Genomic DNA, 21236 nt, shown 5'->3' with positions numbered 1-21236 from the left:
GACGAGGCGCGTGAGCGTCGAGATTCACGCCGGCGTGAAGGCGCGACGCCGGTTCTGTGCCCAGCGGTGAACGACCGGCCACTGCCAGGTGCTTTGTGGAGCCGATGACGGGAATCGAACCCGCGTATTCAGCTTGGGAAGCTGATGTTCTGCCATTGAACTACATCGGCGGTGTCGCTTCGAAAGGCTAGCATCCGTTGCCGGGGCCGGACCGTAGGGCGGTCGTCGCGGCGGCGCAGAGTAAGCCGCTCGAGTCGCACCGGCTGAGCAGCCCCCGACAGTGACGCCGTGATGTTTACCCTTTCGTGACAATTCGTGATCTCGTATGGTGCCTCCTGTGGGCAGGCACGAGTTACCCAGGACGCGCCGCAAGTCGGCAACTCTCCTGGCAGCGATAGCCGCCCCCGCCGTCGTCTTCTTAGCGGCGAGCGCTGATGCGTATCCGGGCGCCGCGCGTGAGATCGTCGCCGAGCCGGTCGTGGCCGACGTCGAACCGTGTTGTTTCGAGGTGGTGGCGGCGATGCCGGCTCCGGGGACGGCCGGTGACGGCGCGGCCCGCGGCGCTGAGTTCGCCGCCGCCTCCCGCTACCACCGGCAACCCAGATTCTTGCCGGCCGGCGTCGCACCCGAGCACGGCCTGCAGGTCAGGACCATCTTGGCGGCCCGCGCCATCAGCGCCGAGTTCCCCGAGATCCACGAGATCGGCGGGGTGCGCCCGGATCCGTTGCCCTGGCATCCCAACGGTCTGGCGATCGACGTGATGATCCCCGACCCCGGCAGCGCCCATGGCATAGCGCTGGGCAACCAGATCGTCGCGTTCGTGCGCCGCAACGCCCGTCGATTCGGCATGCAGGACGCCATCTGGCGCGGCGTCTACTACACGCCCAACGGCGCGCAACCGAGCAGGCTGGGCCACTACGACCACGTCCACGTCACCACCACCGGCGGCGGATATCCCACCGGCCGGGAGGTGTACCTGCGTTGAGCCGGGGCCGTCTGCGCGGCAGATAGGCTCTGCGGATGCTGCTCTCCGATCGTGACCTGAGGGCCGAAGTCGCCGCCGGCCGGCTGGGTGTCGACCCGTTCGACGACACGCTGGTGCAGCCCTCCAGCATCGACGTCCGCCTCGACCGCCTGTTCCGGGTGTTCAACAACACCCGCTACACCCACATCGACCCCGCCAAGCAGCAGGACGAGCTGACCAGCCTGGTCGAACCCGACCCCGGCGAACCGTTCGTGCTGCACCCCGGCGAGTTCGTGCTCGGCGCGACGCTGGAGCTGTTCACCCTGCCCGACGACCTCGCGGGACGTTTGGAAGGCAAATCGTCGCTGGGCCGCCTGGGCCTGCTGACGCACTCGACGGCCGGGTTCATCGATCCCGGTTTCAGCGGCCACATCACGTTGGAGCTGTCCAACGTCGCCAACTTGCCGATCACCCTGTGGCCGGGCATGAAGATCGGCCAGCTGTGCATCCTGCGTCTGACCAGCCCGGCGGAACACCCTTACGGCAGTTCGGCCGTCGGTTCGAAATACCAGGGCCAGCGCGGACCCACGCCGTCGCGCTCCTACCAGAATTTCATACGAAGTCCCTAGCTTCGGCAGGCCCGCGGCACAGCTTCACCGCCGAAGATCGATGTAGCGGTCCGCGTGGTTTTCCTCCCCCAGACCACGGCAGGCTGCGGGATTTTTGGAGGATGGGTTTTGGACACCGTGCTCGGGGTGTCGATGGCACCGGCAGCGATCCAGCTGGTTTTGCTGGAGGGCGAGAACGCCGACGGCCCCACGATCGAAGAGGACGAGTTCGACGTCGACGCCGGCGCCCCCGATCGGGTGATCGCCGCCATCCTGGGCACCCGCCAGGGCGCGGCCGACGCGGGTCTGGAGCTGTCCTCGATCGGGGTGAGCTGGACCGATCAGCAGGAGGCCGCCGCGTTGCGCGACGCGCTGGCCGCCCACCGGATCGACAATGTCATGCTGGTGTCGGCGTTCCTGGCCGCCATCTCGCTGGCGCAATCCGTCGGCGGCGCAATGGGTTACGAACGCACCGCGGTGCTGTTCGTGGAGCCCGGCATCGCGACGACGGCGCTGGTGGAGACGTCCGACGGCTCCATCGCCGACGTCCGCAAGACGTGCCTCGATGCCGAGACCTACGACGAGGCGGTCGCGCAACTCGGGGCGATGGTGGCCGGGCTCGACGGTTCGGCACCGGCCGCGGGCGGGCTGTTCGTGGTGGGGTCCGGTGTCGACGTCGCCCCGCTGCGGCCGACGCTGGAGGCGGCGACGTCGCTGGACGTCAGCCTGCCGGAGGAGCCGCAGACGGCGCTGGCCCGTGGCGCCGCGCTGGCGTCGGCGAACGCGCCGTTGTTCGCCTCCTCGACCGCTGCCCTGGCCTACGCCCAGGACGCCGGGACCGGTGTAGTCGACGTATCCGGCCTGCCGGACTACCTCAGCCTCTCCGGGGTTCCCGGCGAGAACGACGTCGCGTACAGCGCGGTGCCAGACCCGGACTCCGAAGCCCCGACCGCCGTCATCGAAGGGCTCTTCGCCCCCGACGCGGGCCAACCGCGCCGCCGGCCCGCCCTGCTGATCGGCAGCGGGCTGGCGGTGGCCGGCATCAGCGCGGTGCTGGCGCTCGAGATCGCGCTGGCGATCGGCATCCGCACGACGGTCGCCCTCCAGCCCACTCCCGCTCAACAGCTGATCGTCCCGGCCCGGCAGGCACCGGCGCCCGCGCCGCTCCCGGCCGTGGCCCCGAAGCCGGCGCTCAACGTGCCCCTACCGGTGGCAGCGCCCAAGCCCCTGAACCCGCCGGTGGCCGCCCCGGTGCCGGCGGCGGCGCCTCCGGTCCCGGCGGCTCCGATCGTGCCGGTGCCCGTGGCGGTCCCGCCGGTGGTGCCGGTCCCGGCGCCGCCGATTCACGTGCCCGCGCCCATGCTCGGCGTGCCCCTCCCCTACCGCGTTCTGAGCCCGCCGTCTGCGCCTGTGCCGCACGCGCCGCAACCCGTGGTGGTTCCCCCGCCCGTCCACGCGCCGCACCCGCAGTCGCCGCCGTCGGGCGGTGGCACGGGTCCGCTGTCGCCGCCCCACCCCGTTCCCGGCGGGCAGGGCGCGCCGCCCAAGCCGGGTGCAGGCCCGGGTGGGCTTGATGGTCATGTGCCGGTGCCAGGTGGGGGTCCGGGTGGGCTGGGTGGTCCGGGTGGTGGGCCTGTTCATGTTCCAGGTGGTCTGGGTGGGCCTGGTGGTCTGGGTGGTCATGTGCCGGCGCCCGGTGGCGGGCCGATCGGTGGTCCCGGCCCGTTTGGTGGCGGTGGACCGTTCGGCGGCGGCCACGGCGGGGGAACGTTCGGCGGGGGCGGACCCTTCGGCGGTGGAGGGCCGTTCGGCGGATTCGGTGGCGGCGGCCACGGCGGTGGTTTCGGTGGATTCGGCGGGCACCACTGACGTTCGGCCCGGTGCCGCAGCACAGCGAACGAGGATTGGCCGGTGTCCGCGCGCCGCGCGGGTACGCTCGGATCATTGCGGTCGGTCTAGAACTGTGCCGTCGCACCTGTGAGCCGGAACTCCACGAGGCGTGAGGTTTCCGTCGCCCGGTGGCCAAGGCGATCCCGGCTCGTACCGTGGACGGCGCAGCGAATTACGCGCAGCGAATTACGCGCAGCGAATTACCCAGGGGGATGGGAAAAGTGGTGGACATCGTGCTCGGCGTTTCGATGACGCCGACCAGGGTCCGCATGGTGCTGGTCGAGGGGGAGAACGCCGACGGGGTCGTCGTCGACCAGGACGACTTCGACACCGGGCAGTCGTCGCCCGCCGACGCGCCGAGCCAGGTGGTCTCGGCGATTCTCGGCACCCGGCAGGGCGCCGAAGAGGGTGGCTACCAGCTGTTGTCGACGGGAGTGACCTGGACCGATCACGTCGAGGCCGCGATGCTGCGCGACGCGCTGATCGACCACAAACTCGAGAACGTGATGCTGGTCTCGGCGTTCATGGCCGCGGCCGCGCTGGCCCAGTCCGTCGGCGACGCCACCAATTGCACGCACACGGCGCTGCTGTTCGTCGAGCCCTACACCGCGACCCTCGCCGTGATCAACACCGCCGACGGGTCGGTTTCCGATGTGCACCGCCGGGTTCTTTCCGACGACGACCAGGAGGCGGTGGCCGAGCTCGCCGGGATGGTTTCCGGCGCCGAGGCGCTCGACGCGCGACCCGAGGGCGTGGTCGTCGTCGGATCCGGCGTCGATGTCCCGCTGATCAAGCCGGCGCTGGAGGCCGCGACGTCCCTGCGCCTGGCCATCCCCGACGAGCCGGAGACGGCCCTGGCGCGGGGTGCGGCGCTGGCGTCGGCGAACGCGCCGTTGTTCGCGTCGTCCACCGCCGCGCTGGCCTACGCGCTGGACCCCGGCACCGGCGAAATCGATCCCCTCGCTCTGGCCGGGCAGTCTCCGGGTCTGCTTCCCGCCTATCAGGGCGCTTCGGACACGGCCGGCGATGGCGGCGAAGGCGAGGACAACGTCGCCTACAGCGCCGTGCCGGACGAGGACGCCGACGCGCAGACCGTCGTCTTCGGCCCGAGAACAAAGACACCGCGGCGCAAATCCCTGATGTTGGTGGGCAGCACGTTGACGGTGATCGTCATCGCGGCGGTCGTCGCCCTGGAGATCGCCCTGGCCATCAACATTCGTCCCACAGTGGCCTTGCGGCCCAGCCCGAACGAAAACATCATCGTCCCAACGCATTCCGCGCCCGCGCCGGCGGTCCAGGCGAAGCCGCCCCGGCCGGTGGTGATACCCCACCCGATACGCCCGCCCGCGGTGGCTCCTGCTCCCGCGGCCCCGCCCGCGCCCGCGCCGATTCCGGTGGTTCCTCCGCCCGTGCCCGTTCCCGTGCCCCGGGTGCCGATCATCCGTCCGCCGGTGCCCCGGGCGCCGGTCGTTCATCCGCCCGCCCCGCGGTGGGGAGGCCGGGGCCCGTTCGGCGTGCCGGGCCCGCGGGGTCCGTTCGGTGGTGGTCCGTTCGGCGGGCCGGGCCCGCGGGGTCCGTTCGGTGGCGGTCCGTTCGGGGGTGGCCGCGGCCCGCTGGGCGGCCTCTTCGGCGGCGGTCACGGCGGCTTCGGCGGGGGCCACGGCTTCGGCGGCCACGGTTTCGGCGGCTTCGGCGGTGGGCATGGTTTCGGTGGATTCGGTGGTGGTTTCGGGCGCAGGTAGCCCTCTCGCCGCAGCGCAGCACATCGACAGGTGAAGGTGGAGGTGGAGGAGCGGTGGACGTCGTAGTCGGCATGTCTGTGGCACCCGCGGCGGTCCGCCTGGTGCTCGTCGAAGGGGCAGGTGCCGGCGGAGTCACCGTCGACCGGCACGACTTCGGCCTAGCCGGCAAACCACCGACCGCCGCGGCGGACGTGGCGATCGAGGCCATCCTCCGGACCCGGGACGCCGCGGCGGCCGGCGGCTACCGGCTGCGGTCGACCGGAATCACCTGCACCGACGACGCCGAAGCGGCCGCCCTGCGCGACGCCCTCGCGCGGCGCCGCATCGACGACGTCACTCTGGTCTCGGCGTTCACCGCGGCCGCGGCGCTGGCCCAGGCGCTCGGAAGAGCGTCCAAACGCGACCGGACCGCGCTGCTCTTCGTCGAGCCGGCCGCCGCGACGCTGGTAGTGGTGGACACCGCTGCCGGCCCCGGCGGGGGCGTTCGGCGTCGGGCACTGACGAAGGGGGATGCGGCAACAGCCCAGCTGGCCGCGATGGTCTCGGGGGTCGCAGCCCAGCAGGACCGCCCCGGCGAGGTGTTCCTGGTGGGCGCCGGTGTCGACATCCGGTCGATCAAGGCGGCGCTGGAGGCCGCGACGCCGCTCCCGATGACCGCTCCCGAGGAGCCCGAGCTGGCGCTGGCGCGCGGGGCCGCGCTGGCCGCGGCGACCGCGCAGGTGGGCGAACCGCCCACCCTGGCGATGCCGCCGGCGCAGGATCTGGCGGCCCCCGCCCGGGGCCGGGTCGAGAACGCCGAAACCGAAGGCGAGACGAACCGCGGCCGGCGTCGCCGCCGGTCGGTGCTGTTGGCCGGCGCCGCGATGGCGGTCTTGGTCGCCGGGGTGGCGGCGGTCGCGCTGGTGCTGGTCCTCAACACCGGCAGCCACGGCCCCGCGACGCAGGCGCCGCCGCCGAAGACCGCGGCGCCCGCCCCGCCCCCGCCGTCAGCAACGCCGGCGCCGCCGCCCCCGGCGCGCGCGGCGCCGTCACCCGCACCCGTTCCGGCCGCGCCGCCGCCCGCACCGGCCGCGCCTCCCCCGCAACAGGGTCCCCCGGCCAGGCCCGGTGGTGACGATCACGGCGGGGGCGCCTGGCTCCGCCGCCACCTGGATCGATACGGCATCCCCGTTCCCTGGCCCTGAACGAGCCCCGCCCGCCCCGCGGGACGCGCGTAAAATCATGGCCCAAGGGGAACATTGGTGGGGGCGACCGGCGCGTCAGCGTCGCCGGAGGGTGCGAGGACGACGGCTCGAAGCCACCGTTTGGCAAACGGCAATGGAGGAGCTTTGGACACGGTACTGGGCGTGTCGATGGCGCCGACGGCAGTTCAGATGGTGCTGGTCGAGGGACAGGACGGTGACGGAGCCACCGTCGACGAGGACAACTTCCAGATAACTGCCGACGACGAGGCGGCGACGATCAGCGCGGCCGACCAGGTGGTGTCGGCGATCCTGGGCACCAAGGAGGGCGCCGCCGAGGGCGGCTACCGGTTGGCGTCAACCGGGGTCACCTTCTCCGATCCCGCCGAGGCGGCCGCCCTGCGCGATGCGCTGGCCGCCCACAAGATCGAGAACGTCATGCTGGTCTCGGCCTTTTTGGCCGCGGCCGCGCTGGCCCAGGCGGTCGGCAACCACACCAACTACGCCCAGACGGCGCTGCTCTACATCGAGCCCGACACCGCCACCCTGGCGGTCGTCGACAGTGCCGACGGGTCGATCACCGACGTTCACCGCGAGGCGTTGCCCGACGACGACGACGCGGCGGTCGCCCAACTGGTCACGATGGTCTCCAAGGCCGAGGGGCTGGCCCCGCGCCCGGACGCGCTGTTCGTCGTCGGTGCCGGCATCGACATCCCGATGATCAAACCGGCGCTGGAGGAGGCGACCGCGCTGCCGCTGACCACGCCCGAGGAGCCGGCCACGGCGCTGGCGCGCGGCGCGGCGCTGGCGTCGGCGAGCGCGCCGCTGTTCGCGTCGTCGACCGCGGCGCTGGCCTACGCCCAGGACCCCGGCACCGGCGCCATCGACCCGATGGCGATTGCTCCCGGGTACTTCGAGGCCGGCGGTGACGCCGGCCTGGACAACCTCGCCTACAGTGCCGTCGCCGACGACGACCCCTACACCGGTGCCTACCCGGGCGCCCAGACCGCGGCGACCAACCTTCTCGACGGCGGCTACCGCGACCGCAGGTTCAGATTGCTGGGCACCGCGTTGGCGGGGATCTTCGTCGTCGGTGTGGCCGCGCTGGTCGTGGCCCTGGCGGTCACCATTCGGCCCCACGCCGGCGTCAAACCCAACCCGGGCCACAAACTCGTCGCCCCCACGCATCAGGTGCCCGCGCCCGCGGCGCCCGAGGCGCCCGCCCCCAAGGCACCCGCCCCCAAGCCGGCGGCGCCCGCCCCGGCTCCTGCCCCCCAAGCCCCGGCCCCGGCGCCTCAGGCCCCCGCGCCGGCGCCCGCTCCGGTGCCGGCCGCCCCGGCGCCGGCGCCCGCTCCGGCCGCCCCGCCGCCTCCGCCGCCCCCGCCGATACAAATCCCGCTGCGCCTACCGCCGTTCATCGGCGGCGGCGGTGACGACGACCGCGGCGGATTTCCGGGCGTCCCGCACGGCGGCTTCGGCCGCGGGCGCGGGCACGGCGGGTTCGGCATCCCGGGCATCGGTATCCCCGGGCTGTAGCGCGTCTGGCCGGCCGGTGTCAGGTGTCATCTGCCGTTTAACTACCGCTCAGCGAGTCGATGCAGTTAGCTCATCGCGGCCGCCTACACCGGTGTTATGCGATGCACCGTGTTCGGCACCGGCTATCTGGGCGCCACCCATGCGGTCGGGATGGCGCAACTGGGCCACGACGTCGTGGGGGTCGACATCGACCCGGGCAAGGTCGCCAAGCTCGCCGGGGGCGACATCCCCTTCTACGAGCCCGGCCTGCGGAAGTTGCTGACCGAGAACCTCGCCGCGGGGCGGTTGCGGTTCACCACCGACTACGACCTGGCCGCCGACTTCGCCGACGTGCACTTCCTGGGCGTGGGCACGCCGCAGAAGAAGGGCGAGTACGGCGCCGACCTGTGCCACGTCCACGCCGTCATCGACGAGTTGGTGCCGCGGCTGACCCGGCCGTCGGTGCTCGTCGGCAAATCGACGGTGCCGGTGGGCACCGCGGCCGAGCTGAGCCGTCGGGCCGCGGCGCTGGCTCCCCGTGGGGTCGACGTGGAGATCGCGTGGAACCCGGAGTTCCTGCGCGAGGGCTACGCCGTGCGCGACACCTTGCAACCGGACCGCATCGTGCTCGGCGTGCAGGAAGATTCGACCCGCGCCGAGCCCGCCGTGCGCGAATTGTACGCACCGCTGCTGGCCGCCGGGATCCCGTTCCTGGTGACCGACCTGCAGACCGCCGAGCTGGTCAAGGTGTCGGCCAACGCCTTCCTGGCGACCATCTCGTTCATCAACGCCATCTCCGAGGTGTGCGAGGCCGCGGGCGCCGACGTCAGCCTGCTGTCCGACGCGCTGGGCTACGACCCGCGGATCGGGCGCCAGTTCCTCAACGCCGGCCTGGGTTTCGGCGGCGGCTGCCTGCCCAAGGACATCCGCGCGTTCATGGCCCGTGCCGGCGAGCTGGGCGCCGACCAGGCGCTGACCTTCCTGCGCGAGGTGGACAGCATCAACATGCGCCGCCGCACCCGGATGGTGGAACTGGCCAGCACCGCCTGCGGCGGCTCGCTGCTGGGCGCCAACATCGCCGTCCTCGGGGCGGCGTTCAAGCCCGAGTCCGACGACGTGCGTGACTCGCCCGCGCTGAATGTCGCCGGCCAGCTGCAGCTCAACGGCGCCGCGGTCAACGTGTTCGATCCCAAGGCGCTGGACAACGCGCAGCGGCTGTTCCCGACGCTGCACTACGCGGTCTCGGTCGAAGAGGCCTGCGAGCGCGCCGACGCCGTGCTTGTGCTCACCGAGTGGCGGCAGTTCATCGACCTGGACCCCGACGACCTGGCCGACCGGGTGCGGGCCCGGGTCGTCGTCGACGGCCGCAGCTGCCTGGACGTCGCCCGCTGGGAGCGGGCGGGCTGGCAGGTCTTCCGGCTGGGGGCGCGGCGGGCCTAGCGGCCGCCCGTGCCGGCCGCCGCGCCGGCCAGCAGGTCGGTGAGTTCGTCGGCGTAGGCGAGGTGACGGCGCAGACGCGCCGCGCTGTCGCGGGTCTGCGCCCAGCACTGCGTCAACACGGCGCGGGAGCGTTCGCGTCGCGCGTCGGTCGCCCCGGTGCCGTCCGGGGCGACGCGCAGCACGTCGAGCGCGTCGAGCAGCTGTTTCATCTCCGCCAGGGAGAACCCGAGCGGCTTCATTCGCCGGATCACCGACAGCCGCTGCACGTCGGCCTCGGTGTAGAGCCGGAAGCCGCCCTCCGACCGCGCCGACGGCACGACCAGCCCGACGTCGTGGTAGTGGCGCACGGTGCGCACCGACAGCTCGGTGCGCAGCGCCACCTCACCGATCCGCATCATCTCAGTCCGCGGCCGCGATCAGCGGCTCCAGCACCAGGTCCGGGTTGTTGCGCAGGAGGGTCTCCATCCACCACTTGTCCGAGAACAGCGCCAGCAGGGCGCCGTCGGTGCGGGTCAGCACCTCGACGCCGCGCTGGGCCTGCAGGAACGGGGCGTCCTCCGGGCGGGTACGGCGCGCGACCGTGTAGCTGAGGTGCTCGAGCTGGATCGGCGCGCTCAGCTCGCCGCCCATGCGGTGGCTGGCCACCTCGAACTGCATGGGGCCGACGGCGGCCAGCACCGGCGCCTGGTCGCCGCGCAGATCCGAACGCAGCACCTGGACCACGCCCTCCTGCTCGAGCTGGGCGATACCGCGCCGGAACTGCTTGTGCTTGCTGGTGTCGCAGCCCCGGGCCACGGCGAAGTGCTCGGGGGCAAAGCTCGGGATCGCCGGGTACTCCACCGGCGCGTCGACGTAGAGCGTGTCCCCGGGTCGCAGGGAGGTCGCGTTGACCAGCCCGATCACGTCGCCGGGGTAGGCGGTGTCGAGGCTGGTGCGCTGCTGCCCGAACACCGACTGCGCGTACTTGGTGGTGAACGGCCGCCCGCTGGCGGCGTGGGTGACGACGTCACCGCGGCGGAAGGCGCCCGAGCACACCCGGGCGAAGGCCACCCGGTCGCGGTGGGCCGAGTCCATGCCCGCCTGCACCTTGAAGACCAGCGCGCTGAACGGCGCGTCGATGGCGCGGGGACGGCCGGCGACGTCGACCGGGGCCTGCGGCGCCGGTGCGTGCTCGATCAGGGCGTCCAGCAGCTGGCTCACCCCGAAGTTGAGGATCGCCGAGGTGAACAGCAGCGGCGTGGTCCGGCCCGCCAGGAAGGTCTCCCGGTTGAAGTCGGCGCCGTCGGCGGACAGCAGCGCGCATTCCTCCTGCGCGGTGTCGAAGTCGGCGCCGGTCAGCTCGCGCGCACGGTCGGCGCGCATCCGCTCCTCCGGCGCGAGTGTGGCCCCGCCGGCGGTGCGGGTGAAGCGCACGAATTCGCCGGTGGCGCGGTCGATGACGCCGTGGAAGTCGCCCGCGATCCCGACCGGCCAGGTCAGCGGTGTCGGGCGCAGCCCGATCCGGCGCTCGATCTCGTCGAGCAACTCCAGGGCGTCCCGGCCCGGGCGGTCCCACTTGTTGATCACCGTGATGATCGGGATGCCCCGGTGGCGGCACACCTGGAACAGCTTCAGCGTCTGCGGTTCCAGGCCCTTGGCCGCGTCGATCAGCATCACCGCGCAGTCCACGGCCGACAGCACGCGGTAGGTGTCCTCGGAGAAGTCGGCGTGCCCGGGGGTGTCGACCAGGTTCACCACGCATTCGGCGCCGTCGCGGTGGTGGTAGGCGAACTGCAGCGCGGTCGACGAGATGGAGATGCCGCGCGCCTTCTCCATGTCCATCCAGTCCGACACCGTCGACTTGCGCCCCGCCTTACCGTGGACGGCGCCGGCTTCGGCGATCACCCGCGCGTGCAGCATCACCGCCTCGGTGAGGGTGGACTTGCCGGCGTCGGGGTGGCTGATCACCGCGAACGTGCGCCGGCGCAGTGCCTCCCCGGCGATTTCCGGGGCGCTCGGCGACGCCACGTCGGGGGCGACCATCGGCACTCCTCGGTTACTTGGACAGGGCGGCACCACCCTACACGTACTCTTACGTAACGGTAGATTCCGGCGTTCCCCTAGGCGGGCGGGGCCTCCGGAGCGCGGCGTGATGGCCCGCGGGGTTGGATCTCCGCCATCTTCCGCAACTGCTGGGCCATGAGGCGGTCCTCGTCCGCGAACTTGCGGTGCTGAGCTGCGTGCCGCAGGTATTCCTCCCTGCGCGACTCGTTTTGTTCGGCCGCTTCCTCGTAAGCCCTCGCCGTGCGCTCGTGGCTGTCCGCGGAGTGGTCCACGCTGTCGGCGGCGGACATTTGGGCCGCCTGCGCGCCGCGCCGCGCCGCTGCCGCCCGCTGCCCGGCGCGGAACGCCTCTTCGGCAAGCCGGCCCGGGTCGGAGCCGGCCTGGACGTGGTTGTTGTCGCCGTCAGGCATCGCCCTGCCCCTCGGTCGGCGACGGTTCCCCGGCGTCGCGTTCGCTGGCCGACATCTCGCGCGAGATGTCGGCCTGGTCGCGCCGCGCGCGGGCCCGCGCGCGGCGCTCCCCGGCTTCGGCGCGCCCCACCCGTTCGCGTTCGCGTGCGGCGGCCGTGCCCTCGCGTTCGTCGGCGGCTTCCTCCCGCTCGTCGGCCGCGCACTCGCGGTCGTTGGCGATGCGGTCCCGCTCGTCGGCGATGCGTTCGCGCTCGTTCGCGACATGCTCGCGTTTGGTCAGCTCGGCCTCGCGGTGCGCGGCCGCCCGCTCGCGTTCGTCCAGTTCGGCCGCCCGGCGGTCCAACTCGCTCCGCCGGTCGTCGTCCTCAGCCGTCACTGTCCGTCCCCGTACCGCCGAGCCCGCCGGGAGCCTGCCTGAGCTGTCGGGCTTCGTTCTCGGCTCGCTGCCGCGCGAGCCTTCGTTCGCTTGCGGCCTGCTCGCGTTCGACGTCGGCCTGCTCGCGCAGCACGGCCTCGCGCTGACGTTCGCCCCGCTCGGCCGTCCGCTGGGCGCTGGGTCCGGTGTCGACCTCGCGCCGGTTGGCGGTCCGCTCCCGCTCGTCGGCGAGCCGCTCCCGCTCGTCGGCGAGCCGCTCCCGCTCGTCGGCGAGCCGCTCCCGCTCGTCGGCCAGCGCCTCGCGGCGATCGGCCAGGATGGTGCGCGCCTCGAGGTAGCGCACCCACTGCTCCACCCCTTCGGTCAACGCCTCGCGCCGGTTCGCGACCTGCTCGCGGTCGGCGGCGACGTGTTCACGCTCGGCGACGATGCCCTCGCGTTCCTCGGCGATCCGCTCCCGCTCGACCAGGACCTGTTCCCGTTCCTGGGCGCTGGGTGCGCCCGGCGTTCTCATGGTTCCATCGCAGCACACCACGGCCAGCCCTGGTAGAGGCGGATTTCCCTCGGGGACGGGCCATTCGTCGCAACCGTGCCGCGGTAGCCTGGCCGGCGTGGACTATGCCGCTGCCTTCCTCGACGAGAACCGCGCCTTCGCCGAGCTGTTCCGCGACGGCCGGGACGCCGACGATGTCACCCCGGTGCCGACCTGCCCGGGGTGGACGCTCAAGCAGCTGTTCCGCCACGTCGGGCGGGGCCAGCGCTGGGCGGCCCAGATCGTCAGGGACAAGCTCGACCATCCGCTGGACTTCCGCGCCGTCGAGGACGGCAAGCCGCCACCGGATTCCGCCGAGGCGATCTCCTGGCTGCAGGGCGGGGCCCGGTGCCTGGTCGACGCGGTGGAGCTGACCGGTGCCCAGACGCCGGTGTGGACCTTCCTCGGGCCGCGCCCGGCGAACTGGTGGGTCCGGCGCTGGTTGCACGAGATCGCCGTGCACCGGGCCGACGCGGCCATCGCCGTCGGCGCCGAGTTCAGGCTGCCCCCCGAGATCGCGGCCGACGGCATCACCGAATTCCTGGAGCGCATCGCGGTCAGAGCCGGCGCGGACGACGCGGAGCTCCCGCTCGACGATGGCCGGACGCTGCACCTGCACGCCACCGATGCCGGCCTGGGCGAGGCCGGCGAGTGGACCGTCGCCGTCGAGGACGGCCGGATCGGCTGGTCGCACCAGCACGGCACGGGCACCGTGGCGTTGCGGGGCGGCGCCACCGAGCTGCTGCTGGTGATGGTGCGCCGGGTACCGCTCGCCGACACCGGTATCGAGCTTTTCGGCGACGAAGCCGTGTGGCGGAACTGGCTGGACCGAACCCCGCTCTAGCAACGCAGGGTTTCGGGCAACGGCGCGCGCCGGGCACGGTACTTTGCACCCATGACCACATCGGAGATCGCCACCGTTCTGGCGTGGCATGACGCCCTCAACGCCTCCGACGTCGACACCCTGGTGGCGCTGTCCAGCGACGACATCGACATCGCCGACGCGCACGGGGCCGCGCAGGGCCACGACGCGCTGCGCCACTGGGTCGCGTCGCGGCGCCCGGCGGCCGAGATCGGCCGGATGTACGTGCACGACGGCGTCGTGGTCGTCGAGCAGAAGTTCCCCGACCCCGACGAGCCCGCCGCGGCGTCGGCGTTTCGGGTGGTCCACGACCACGTCACCGCGGTGTTCCGCCACGAGAGTCTCGCGGCGGCGCTGGCGGCCACCGAGCTCACCGAGTCCGACCTCGTTCAGTAGGAGACGCGCATGCGGGGAATCATTCTGGCCGGCGGATCCGGCACGCGCCTGCACCCGATCACCCAGGGCATCAGCAAGCAGTTGCTGCCCGTCTACGACAAGCCGATGATCTACTACCCGCTGTCGACGCTGATGATGGCCGGGATCCGCGACATCCTGGTGATCACCACCCCGCACGACGCGGCGGGCTTCCAGCGCCTCCTGGGCGGCGGCGCGCAGTTCGGCGTCAACCTCAGCTATGTGACCCAGCAGAGCCCCGACGGGCTGGCGCAGGCTTTCGTCCTCGGCGAGAACCACATCGGCAACGATTCGGTGGCTCTGGTGCTGGGAGACAACATCTTTTACGGCCCGGGGCTGGGCACCAGCCTGAGCCGATTCCAATCCCTGGACGGCGGAGCGATTTTCGCCTACTGGGTGGCCAACCCGTCGGCCTACGGTGTCGTGGAGTTCAGCGCCGACGGCACGGCGCTGTCGCTGGAGGAGAAGCCCGCCACGCCGAAGTCGCAATACGCGGTCCCCGGTCTGTACTTCTACGACAACGACGTGATCGAGATCGCCAAGGGGCTGAAGAAATCCGACCGCGGCGAGTACGAGATCACCGGCGTCAACCAGATCTACCTGAACCGGGGCCGGCTTACGGTCGAGGTGCTCGCCCGCGGGACGGCGTGGCTGGACACCGGCACCTTCGACTCGTTGCTGGACGCCAGCGACTACGTTCGCACGCTGGAACGGCGGCAGGGCCTCAAGGTCAGCGTGCCCGAGGAAATCGCTTGGGCGCAGGGCTGGATCAGCGATACGGAGCTGGAGGAGCGCGCACGCACGCTGGTCAAGTCCGGGTACGGCGACTACCTGTTGGGGCTGTTGGAGCGGCGCTAACCAATACAACCCCGACTGCCCGAACTGGCCGAGCTGGCCGAGCAACAATCCGGCGGCGCCAGGGTTGCCGGGGGTACCGGCGCCGGCTTTCCCGACGTTGCCACCGTTGCCGCCATCGCCGATCAGCACTGCGTTGCCGCCGTTGCCGCCATTGCCGCCGGCGAAACCGCCGTTCGGTCCGGGAGATCCGCCGGCGCCGCCCTCGCTGTCCGGGGGCGTGGGCTGCGCGGAGCCGACGCGGCCCCTCAAACGCACAGGGTGGGCGACTGTGGGGACGGAATCTACCGTAGCCATACCGGGACCGCCGGAGTGGGTTTTCCCGCAAACCTTGTTCGTTTGCTGGCTCAAACAGCCCCGGTGGCTCGTGGGTAGTTTGCGGCGCCTCCCGCGAAGTTACTGCCGGTAGCCGGCCAGGAAGTTGCCGAGCCGTTCGATCGCGGCCGCCAGGTCGCGGGCCCACGGCAGGGTCACGATCCGCAGGTGATCCGGTGCGGGCCAGTTGAACCCGGTGCCCTGGGTGACCAGGATCTTCTCCTGCAGCAGCAGGTCGAGGACCAGCTGCTCGTCGTCGGCGATGTCATAGACCTCGGGGTCCAGCCGCGGGAACGCGTACAGCGCGCCCTCGGGCTTCACGCAGGACACCCCGGGGATCTGGTTGAGCTTCTCCCAGGCGACGTCGCGCTGCTCGAGCAGCCGGCCGCCCGGCAGCACCAGGTCCTCGATGCTCTGGTGCCCGCCGAGGGCGACCTGGATCCCGTGCTGGGCGGGCACGTTGGGGCACAGCCGCATGTTGGCCAGCAGGCTGATGCCCTCGATGAAGCTGCCGGCGTGGTCCTTGGGCCCGGTGATCGCCAGCCAACCGGCCCGGTAGCCGGCGACCCGGTAGGCCTTGGACAGGCCGTTGAAGGTCAGGCACAGCATGTCGGGCGCGAGAGTGGCCACGCTGATGTGCTGGGCGTCGTCATAGAGGATCTTGTCGTAGATCTCGTCGGCCAGCAGCAGCAGTTGGTGCTTGCGCGCCAGCTCGACCATCTGGGTGAGCACCGCGCGGCTGTACACCGCGCCCGTCGGATTGTTCGGGTTGATCACGACCAACGCCTTGGTTCGCTCGGTGATCTTGGATTCCAGATCGGCGAGGTCGGGCTGCCAGCCCTGTGTCTCGTCGCACAGGTAGTGCACGGGCGTGCCACCGGCCAGTGATGTCGACGCCGTCCACAGCGGGTAGTCCGGCGACGGGATCAACACCTGGTCGCCGTTGTCGAGCAGGGCCTGCAGCGTCATCGTGATCAGCTCGGAGCACCCGTTGCCCAGGTAGACGTCGTCGACGTCGAACCGGGGGAACCCCTCGACCAGCTCGTAGCGGGTGACCACCGCGCGCCGGGCCGGCAGGATGCCCTGCGAGTCGGAGTAGCCCTGGGCGTACGGCAGCGCCTGAATCATGTCGCGCATGATCACGTCGGGTGCCTCGAAGCCGAACGGTGCCGGGTTGCCGATGTTGAGCTTGAGGATGCGGTGTCCCTCGGCCTCCAGCCGCGCGGCGTGCTGGTGTACCGGGCCGCGGATCTCGTACAGGACGTCCTGGAGCTTCGACGACTGCGCGAACACCCGTTGCCGGTGATGACCGGTGGTGTGCACGGGCAGCTGGTGAGTTGTCACTTCACCATGGTGCCATCACTGTCCACCGATATTTTGCTGACCTGCGTCAAACGGGTGGTCAGCGCTTCCCGGGCGGACGGGCGCCGCGGGCGATGCCCAAGCCCTTGACGGGCGCTGCGGGAGGCGCCTCGCCGTCGCCGGTCTGTTTTGCCGGCTCGGTTTTCGGTGCGGCCTCCGGCTCGGCTTCCGCGGTCTCGGGCGCCTTCTCGGGCGCCGCCTGGGCCGGGGCCTTCTTGGCGCCGGGTCGCTTGGCGCCGCCCGCGATGCCCAGCCCCTTGACGGGTGCGGGCGCGGCCTGCGATTGCGCCTGTTCGGGGGCCTTTTCCGGTGCCTTTGCCGCGGGCGCGGCCTTCTTGGCGCCGGGTCGCTTGGCGCCGCCCGCGATGCCCAGCCCCTTGGCAGGTGCGGGCGCGGCCTTCGCCGGCGCGGCGGCGGCCTTCTCGGCTGTGGCCGGCGCCTCCGCGGGCGCGGCCTCGGCCTTCTCGGCCTGGGGCTTGGGCCTGGCCTTCGCCGCGGCTTCGGCGGCCGCACCCTTGGCCGGCAGTGTGGCCTTGTCGTACTCGAGGGACCCGAGCACGATCTGCGCGACGTCCAGCACCTCGACGCCCTCGCGGCCGGCCTCCTCCTGGCGGTCGTTGACGCCGTCGGTGACCATCACCCGGCAGAACGGGCAGGCGGTGGCGACGGTCGCGGCCCCGGTGGCCAGGGCCTCGTCGACGCGCTCGTGGTTGATCCGCTTGCCGATGTGCTCTTCCATCCACATCCGCGCGCCACCCGCGCCGCAGCAGAAGCTGCGCTCGGCGTGCCGCGGCATCTCGGTGAGGGTGGCCCCGGCGGCCCCGATGAGCTCGCGCGGCGCCTCGTAGACCTTGTTGTGCCGGCCCAGGTAGCAGGGGTCGTGGTAGGTGATGTCCTGGGACACGGGGCTGACCGGGACCAGCTTCTTGTCGCGGATCAACCGGTTGAGCAGCTGGGTGTGGTGCAGCACCGAGTAGTTGGCGCCCAGCTGGCGGTACTCGCGGCCCAGGGTGTTGAAGCAGTGCGGGCAGGTGACGACGACCTTGCGGTCGACGGCCTGGACGCCCTCGAACACCCCGTCCAGGGTTTCGACGGCCTGGGCCGCCAGCTGCTGGAACAGGAACTCGTTGCCCGAGCGGCGCGCCGAGTCGCCGTTGCAGGACTCCCCGGCGCCCAGCACCAGGTATTTCACCCCGGCGACCGCGAGCAGCTCGGCCACGGCCTTCGTGGTCTTCTTGGCCCTGTCGTCGTAGGCGCCGGCGCAGCCAACCCAGAACAGGTACTCATAGCCGTCGAAGCTCTCGACGTCCTGGCCGAAGACGGGGACGTCGAAGTCGACCTCGTCGATCCAGTTGGTGCGGTCCGCGGCGTTCTGCCCCCACGGGTTGCCCTTGGTTTCGAGGTTCTTGAACAGCCCGGACAGCTCGGAGGGGAACTCCGACTCCATCATCACCTGGTAGCGGCGCATGTCGACGATGTGGTCGACGTGCTCGATGTCGACCGGGCACTGCTCGACGCAGGCCCCGCAGGTCACACACGACCACAGCACGTCGGGGTCGATCACGCCGCCCTGTTGCTCGGTGCCGACCAGCGGGCGCGCGGCCTGCTCGGGCCCGTGGCCGGGCACCCGGCCGAACCCGGACTCGGGGACGTGGTGGCCTTCTTCGTGGACCGATTCGAGGTCGAGGCCCTCGAGCGGCTCGGCGGTCTTCTCGCCCAGGATGTAGGGCGCCTTGGCCATCCAGTGGTCCCGCAGGTCCATGATGACGAGCTTGGGCGAGAGCGGTTTGCCGGTGTTCCACGCCGGGCATTGCGACTGGCAGCGCCCGCACTCGGTGCAGGTGGCGAAGTCCAGCATGGCCTTCCAGCTGAAGTCCTCGATCTTGCCGCGGCCGAATCGAGCGTCGTCGGGCGGGTTTTCGAAGTCGACCGGCTTGCCGTCGTATTCGACCGGCTGCAGCGGGCCCAGCGCGTCCGGCAGCCGCTTGAAGATCACGTTGATCGGCGCCGTGAAGATGTGCAGGTGCTTGGAGTGCAGCACGATGATCAGGAACGCCAGCATGACCGCGATGTGCGCGAGCAGCGCCGTCGTCTCGATGATCTCGTTGGCGGGCTGGCCCAGCGGCCGCAGGATCGCCCCGAACAGCTGCGAGAGGAACGCCCCCTTGCCGTAGGGCAGGGTGCCGTTGTTCACCGCCGAGCCGCGGACCAGCGCGTAGGTCCAGATGACGTTGAAGATCATGAACAGGACCAGCCAGGCGCCGCCGTTGTGTGAGCCGTAAAACCTTGAGCTACGCCCGATTTCGCGTGGGTTACGCATGGTGCGGATGATCGCGAAGGTCGTGATGCCGAGGAAGACGGCGGTGGCGAAGAAGTCCTGCAGGAAGCCCAGGGCGTCCCAGCGGCCGATGATCGGGATGTGGAAGTTGGCCTGGAACAGGAAGCCGTAGGCCTCGATGTAGACCGTGAGCAGGATGAAGAATCCCCACATGGTGAAGAAGTGCGCCAGACCGGGAATCGACCATTTCAGCAGGCGGCGCTGCCCGAAGACCTCGGAGATCTCCGTCCAGACCCGCTGGCCGGGGTTGTCGGCGTGCCCGGGGGCCGGCCGCCCGGACGTCGTCAGCTTGAACAGCCACCAGACCCGTCGCAGGGCCAGGGCTGCCACGACCAGCGTCATGCCCATGCCCACGGTCAATCTGATGAGCATCTGTGTGGTCACAGAGGATCTCCCCAATGCATCGTTAGTTCAGCCTGCGTGATTTGCCTGCTTAGCCCTGCTCATAGTTGCATCCCCGGCGCTTTCGCCGCGAGAAAGGGTGCCCTAACCTAGGGTTGTTCGGTGCCCCTGGCCTGCGGTGCAGACCCGGCCGGGGCCGGTGCCGCCGACGCCCGGCCGCCTCAAAAACCTCGGGCAGGGTGGGGCCGGTCGGCGTGACGGGCGGCAGGGTCACCGTTTCCTGGAGCGCGGTGCTCGTCAGCCCCCGAAGGGGGGCTGGAGCCGGGGAAACGGCAGCTCGCGGGTGGTCGTGGGCGGCGGGGTCGTGGTCGCCTGCGAGGTCGTGCTGGGCGCCGTCGTCGTCGTGGCGGTGGTCGTCGGGGCCGGGGTGGTGGTTGCGGTGGTGGTCGGCGGCGCGCTGGTGGTGGTGGTGGCGGCGGTGGTCGTCGTCGTCGTCGGCGGCGCGCTGGTGGTCGGCGCGGCAGAGGTGGTCGTCGGCTCGGTAGACGGGGGCGGTGGCGGGATGACCGTCACGGTGGGGCTGTTGTTCGGCCCGGTCACGGTCACGGTCTGCGGCGTCGGCGGGGGCGCCGACGGGCTCGGTTTGCTCCGGCCCAGGGTGAGCGCCAGCAGCACCGCGACCAGCACGGCGGCGCCCGCTCCGACCAGGCTCAACACGAGCGCCGTGCGTTTGTACCACGGCAGCGGCCCGTCCTGCCCGGCGTCGTCGCGCGGCTCGCGACCGTAGCCGCCGGTGTGCTCGGGACCGCTGTAGGGGACGAAGTCTTCCTCGTCGGCGTCTTGCGACCAGGCCACCGGTTGGCCGTCCGGGTTGCCCGCGTCCGCCGCGGCGGTCCGGGCCGCCTGGGTCAAGTCGTCGGGGGCGGCACCGACCATCTCGGTGGGGTTCTCGATGGCCGCCGCGGCCGCGGTCGGAGGCCCCGCCGACGCCCGCTGCTCGCCGAGCAGTGCCGCGCCGATCGCGGCGCTGTAGCCGGGTTGCGGCGCGGCCAGGACCGGCAACCGCAGCCGCCCCGACAGTCTCGTGGTGATCAGCGGAATCGCGGCGCCGCCGCCCACGATCGCCACGCTGGCCACCTGCGACCGCGCAACCCCGTTGCGTTGCAACACCTCTTCGACGGTGTCGAGGACGCGGTCCAGCGGTTCGGAGATGAGCTGGTCGAACTCGGTGCGGGTCAGCCGGACCTCGTCGCCGGACGCTCCCGGAACCCCCGGGATGATGGCCGCCGTGGCCGCCGACAGTTGTTCCTTGGCGCGTCGGCATTGGCCGAGCAGGCGGCCCGGTGACTCCATCCGCGTGGTGGCGTCGGGATCGGGCGCGGTCCCCCGCACGTGCTGAAGGACGAGCCGGTCGATCGCGTCGCCGGAGAAGTCGGCGTAGCGCAGCGACGGCGCGAGCTGGCGGAAGTTCGATCCCGCATCGCTGAGCGTGATGCTGGTGCCGCCGGCCCCGAAGTCGCAGACGACGACGACCCCGTCGGCCGGCAGCCCCGGCCCGGCGCGCAGCGCCGCGAGCGCCGCGGTGGCGTCGGACACCAGCATCGGCGGCACGCCGCCGGCCGCCAGGTCCGGCTGGGCGAAGAACTCCTCGCGCAGCGCGGTGGACTGCGCCTCGGACCAGTACGCCGGCACCGCGACGGTGATCGGGGTCCCGGAGCCCACGGTGCGGGCCATCGCCTCGATCGCCTCGACCGTGAGCACCTCGCCGAGGTACTTCGTCCCGTCGGCCGCCACCAGCGGAGTCCGGTCGCCGACGCGTTCGACGAATCCCCGCAGCACCAGTCCGGGCTCGGTGAGGTTCGGGTTCTCGTCGGGCAGACCGACCTCGGTCGCCCGCTGCTCGTAGAGCGTCACCACGGGGCTGCGGCGCACCGAAGCGCCACCCGGGTGGGCCGCGACCAGGTTCGCCACCCCGATCGACAACCCGAGCGACTCGCTCATCTGGCACACCTTCGTCCGTTGTCAGCCGCCCCGCCGCGGATTGCAG

Annotated in this window: 17 protein-coding genes, 1 tRNA gene and 1 pseudogene; 10 read left to right on the top strand and 9 right to left on the bottom strand. The window is 71.6% G+C overall.

Annotation, left to right across the window (positions count from 1 at the left end):
* Positions 1-96 precede the first annotated feature (96 nt).
* Positions 97-170 (bottom strand) — tRNA-Gly (locus AB8998_RS26965).
* 167 nt (positions 171-337) lie between these two features.
* Here AB8998_RS26965 and AB8998_RS26960 point away from each other — a divergent pair.
* The 7 genes from AB8998_RS26960 (at position 338) to AB8998_RS26930 (ending at position 9340) form a co-directional block, all read left to right on the top strand.
* The gene (locus AB8998_RS26960; protein WP_369740977.1) at positions 338-985 is read left to right on the top strand and encodes a VldE C-terminal domain-containing protein; all 648 of its coding nucleotides are present in this window, start codon (positions 338-340) and stop codon (positions 983-985) included.
* Between the two features lie 35 nt (positions 986-1020).
* Entirely contained in the window at positions 1021-1593 is a 573-nt protein-coding gene (dcd, locus tag AB8998_RS26955; RefSeq protein WP_369740976.1) for a dCTP deaminase, read from the top strand.
* A 108-nt stretch (positions 1594-1701) separates the two neighbouring features.
* Entirely contained in the window at positions 1702-3441 is a 1740-nt protein-coding gene (locus AB8998_RS26950) for a DUF7159 family protein (RefSeq protein ID WP_420492647.1), read from the top strand.
* A gap of 242 nt (positions 3442-3683) precedes the next feature.
* The gene (locus tag AB8998_RS26945) at positions 3684-5204 is read left to right on the top strand and encodes a DUF7159 family protein (RefSeq protein WP_369741790.1); all 1521 of its coding nucleotides are present in this window, start codon (positions 3684-3686) and stop codon (positions 5202-5204) included.
* A gap of 53 nt (positions 5205-5257) precedes the next feature.
* A complete protein-coding gene (locus AB8998_RS26940; RefSeq protein ID WP_369740975.1) occupies positions 5258-6388 on the top strand; it encodes a DUF7159 family protein in 1131 nt (376 codons plus the stop codon).
* Positions 6389-6532: 144 nt separating this feature from the next.
* Positions 6533-7921 carry a DUF7159 family protein gene (locus tag AB8998_RS26935; protein WP_369740974.1) on the top strand — a complete coding sequence of 463 codons (1389 nt, stop codon included), beginning with the start codon at positions 6533-6535 and terminating at the stop codon, positions 7919-7921.
* 96 nt (positions 7922-8017) lie between these two features.
* Positions 8018-9340 carry a UDP-glucose dehydrogenase family protein gene (locus tag AB8998_RS26930; RefSeq protein WP_369740973.1) on the top strand — a complete coding sequence of 441 codons (1323 nt, stop codon included), beginning with the start codon at positions 8018-8020 and terminating at the stop codon, positions 9338-9340.
* On the opposite strand, the gene AB8998_RS26925 is transcribed toward AB8998_RS26930, so the two are convergent.
* The 5 genes from AB8998_RS26925 to AB8998_RS26905 all read right to left on the bottom strand — a co-directional run bounded on the left by AB8998_RS26925 (position 9337) and on the right by AB8998_RS26905 (position 12683).
* The gene (locus AB8998_RS26925) at positions 9337-9735 is read right to left on the bottom strand and encodes a MerR family transcriptional regulator (protein ID WP_369741789.1); all 399 of its coding nucleotides are present in this window, start codon (positions 9733-9735) and stop codon (positions 9337-9339) included. The genes AB8998_RS26930 and AB8998_RS26925 overlap by 4 nt on opposite strands.
* A 4-nt stretch (positions 9736-9739) precedes the next feature.
* Positions 9740-11362, bottom strand: a complete 1623-nt coding sequence (locus AB8998_RS26920) for a peptide chain release factor 3 (protein ID WP_369740972.1) — start codon at positions 11360-11362, stop codon at positions 9740-9742.
* A 77-nt stretch (positions 11363-11439) separates the two neighbouring features.
* A complete protein-coding gene (locus tag AB8998_RS26915; protein WP_369740971.1) occupies positions 11440-11793 on the bottom strand; it encodes a hypothetical protein in 354 nt (117 codons plus the stop codon).
* Positions 11786-12169: a hypothetical protein gene (locus tag AB8998_RS26910; protein ID WP_369740970.1), complete on the bottom strand. Its 384-nt coding sequence runs from the start codon at positions 12167-12169 to the stop codon at positions 11786-11788. Before AB8998_RS26910 ends, AB8998_RS26915 begins: the two co-directional genes overlap by 8 nt.
* Positions 12159-12683 (bottom strand): hypothetical protein, encoded by a 525-nt coding sequence (locus AB8998_RS26905; RefSeq protein ID WP_369740969.1) that lies wholly within the window; start codon positions 12681-12683, stop codon positions 12159-12161. The genes AB8998_RS26910 and AB8998_RS26905 overlap by 11 nt, the downstream gene beginning before the upstream one ends.
* Positions 12684-12780: 97 nt before the next feature.
* On the opposite strand from AB8998_RS26905, the gene AB8998_RS26900 reads away from it, so the two are divergent.
* Genes AB8998_RS26900 through rfbA form a run of 3 tightly spaced genes read left to right on the top strand, consistent with a single transcriptional unit; the run spans position 12781 to position 14835 of the window.
* The gene (locus tag AB8998_RS26900; protein WP_369740968.1) at positions 12781-13545 is read left to right on the top strand and encodes a maleylpyruvate isomerase family mycothiol-dependent enzyme; all 765 of its coding nucleotides are present in this window, start codon (positions 12781-12783) and stop codon (positions 13543-13545) included.
* A gap of 51 nt (positions 13546-13596) precedes the next feature.
* Positions 13597-13959, top strand: a complete 363-nt coding sequence (locus AB8998_RS26895) for a nuclear transport factor 2 family protein (protein ID WP_369740967.1) — start codon at positions 13597-13599, stop codon at positions 13957-13959.
* A 9-nt stretch (positions 13960-13968) separates the two neighbouring features.
* Positions 13969-14835 (top strand): glucose-1-phosphate thymidylyltransferase RfbA, encoded by an 867-nt coding sequence (gene rfbA, locus AB8998_RS26890; protein WP_369740966.1) that lies wholly within the window; start codon positions 13969-13971, stop codon positions 14833-14835.
* Positions 14836-15228: 393 nt separating this feature from the next.
* Here the strand turns inward: rfbA and AB8998_RS26885 are convergent.
* The 3 genes and pseudogenes from AB8998_RS26885 to AB8998_RS26875 form a co-directional block, all read right to left on the bottom strand.
* Positions 15229-16517, bottom strand: a pseudogene (locus AB8998_RS26885) (pyridoxal phosphate-dependent aminotransferase).
* 32 nt (positions 16518-16549) lie between these two features.
* Positions 16550-19231 (bottom strand): (Fe-S)-binding protein, encoded by a 2682-nt coding sequence (locus tag AB8998_RS26880; protein ID WP_369740965.1) that lies wholly within the window; start codon positions 19229-19231, stop codon positions 16550-16552.
* A gap of 255 nt (positions 19232-19486) precedes the next feature.
* Complete coding sequence (locus AB8998_RS26875; protein WP_369740963.1) at positions 19487-21190, bottom strand: Hsp70 family protein; 1704 nt, start codon at positions 21188-21190, stop codon at positions 19487-19489.
* Positions 21191-21236 lie beyond the last annotated feature (46 nt).

The sequence above is a fragment of the Mycobacterium sp. HUMS_12744610 genome (genome assembly GCF_041206865.1).
Taxonomy (GTDB): Bacteria; Actinomycetota; Actinomycetes; order Mycobacteriales; family Mycobacteriaceae; genus Mycobacterium; species Mycobacterium servetii.
This window is presented reverse-complemented; position numbering and strand designations above follow the sequence as displayed.

Coding starts and splice junctions, on each gene's coding strand:
- dcd (WP_369740976.1), top strand. CDS start 1,021: ATGCTGCTCTCCGATCGTGACCTGAGGGCCGAAGTCGCCGCCGGCCGG.
- AB8998_RS26930 (WP_369740973.1), top strand. CDS start 8,018: ATGCGATGCACCGTGTTCGGCACCGGCTATCTGGGCGCCACCCATGCG.
- AB8998_RS26925 (WP_369741789.1), bottom strand. CDS start 9,735: ATGCGGATCGGTGAGGTGGCGCTGCGCACCGAGCTGTCGGTGCGCACC.
- AB8998_RS26920 (WP_369740972.1), bottom strand. CDS start 11,362: ATGGTCGCCCCCGACGTGGCGTCGCCGAGCGCCCCGGAAATCGCCGGG.
- AB8998_RS26915 (WP_369740971.1), bottom strand. CDS start 11,793: ATGCCTGACGGCGACAACAACCACGTCCAGGCCGGCTCCGACCCGGGC.
- AB8998_RS26905 (WP_369740969.1), bottom strand. CDS start 12,683: ATGAGAACGCCGGGCGCACCCAGCGCCCAGGAACGGGAACAGGTCCTG.
- AB8998_RS26895 (WP_369740967.1), top strand. CDS start 13,597: ATGACCACATCGGAGATCGCCACCGTTCTGGCGTGGCATGACGCCCTC.
- rfbA (WP_369740966.1), top strand. CDS start 13,969: ATGCGGGGAATCATTCTGGCCGGCGGATCCGGCACGCGCCTGCACCCG.
- AB8998_RS26875 (WP_369740963.1), bottom strand. CDS start 21,190: ATGAGCGAGTCGCTCGGGTTGTCGATCGGGGTGGCGAACCTGGTCGCG.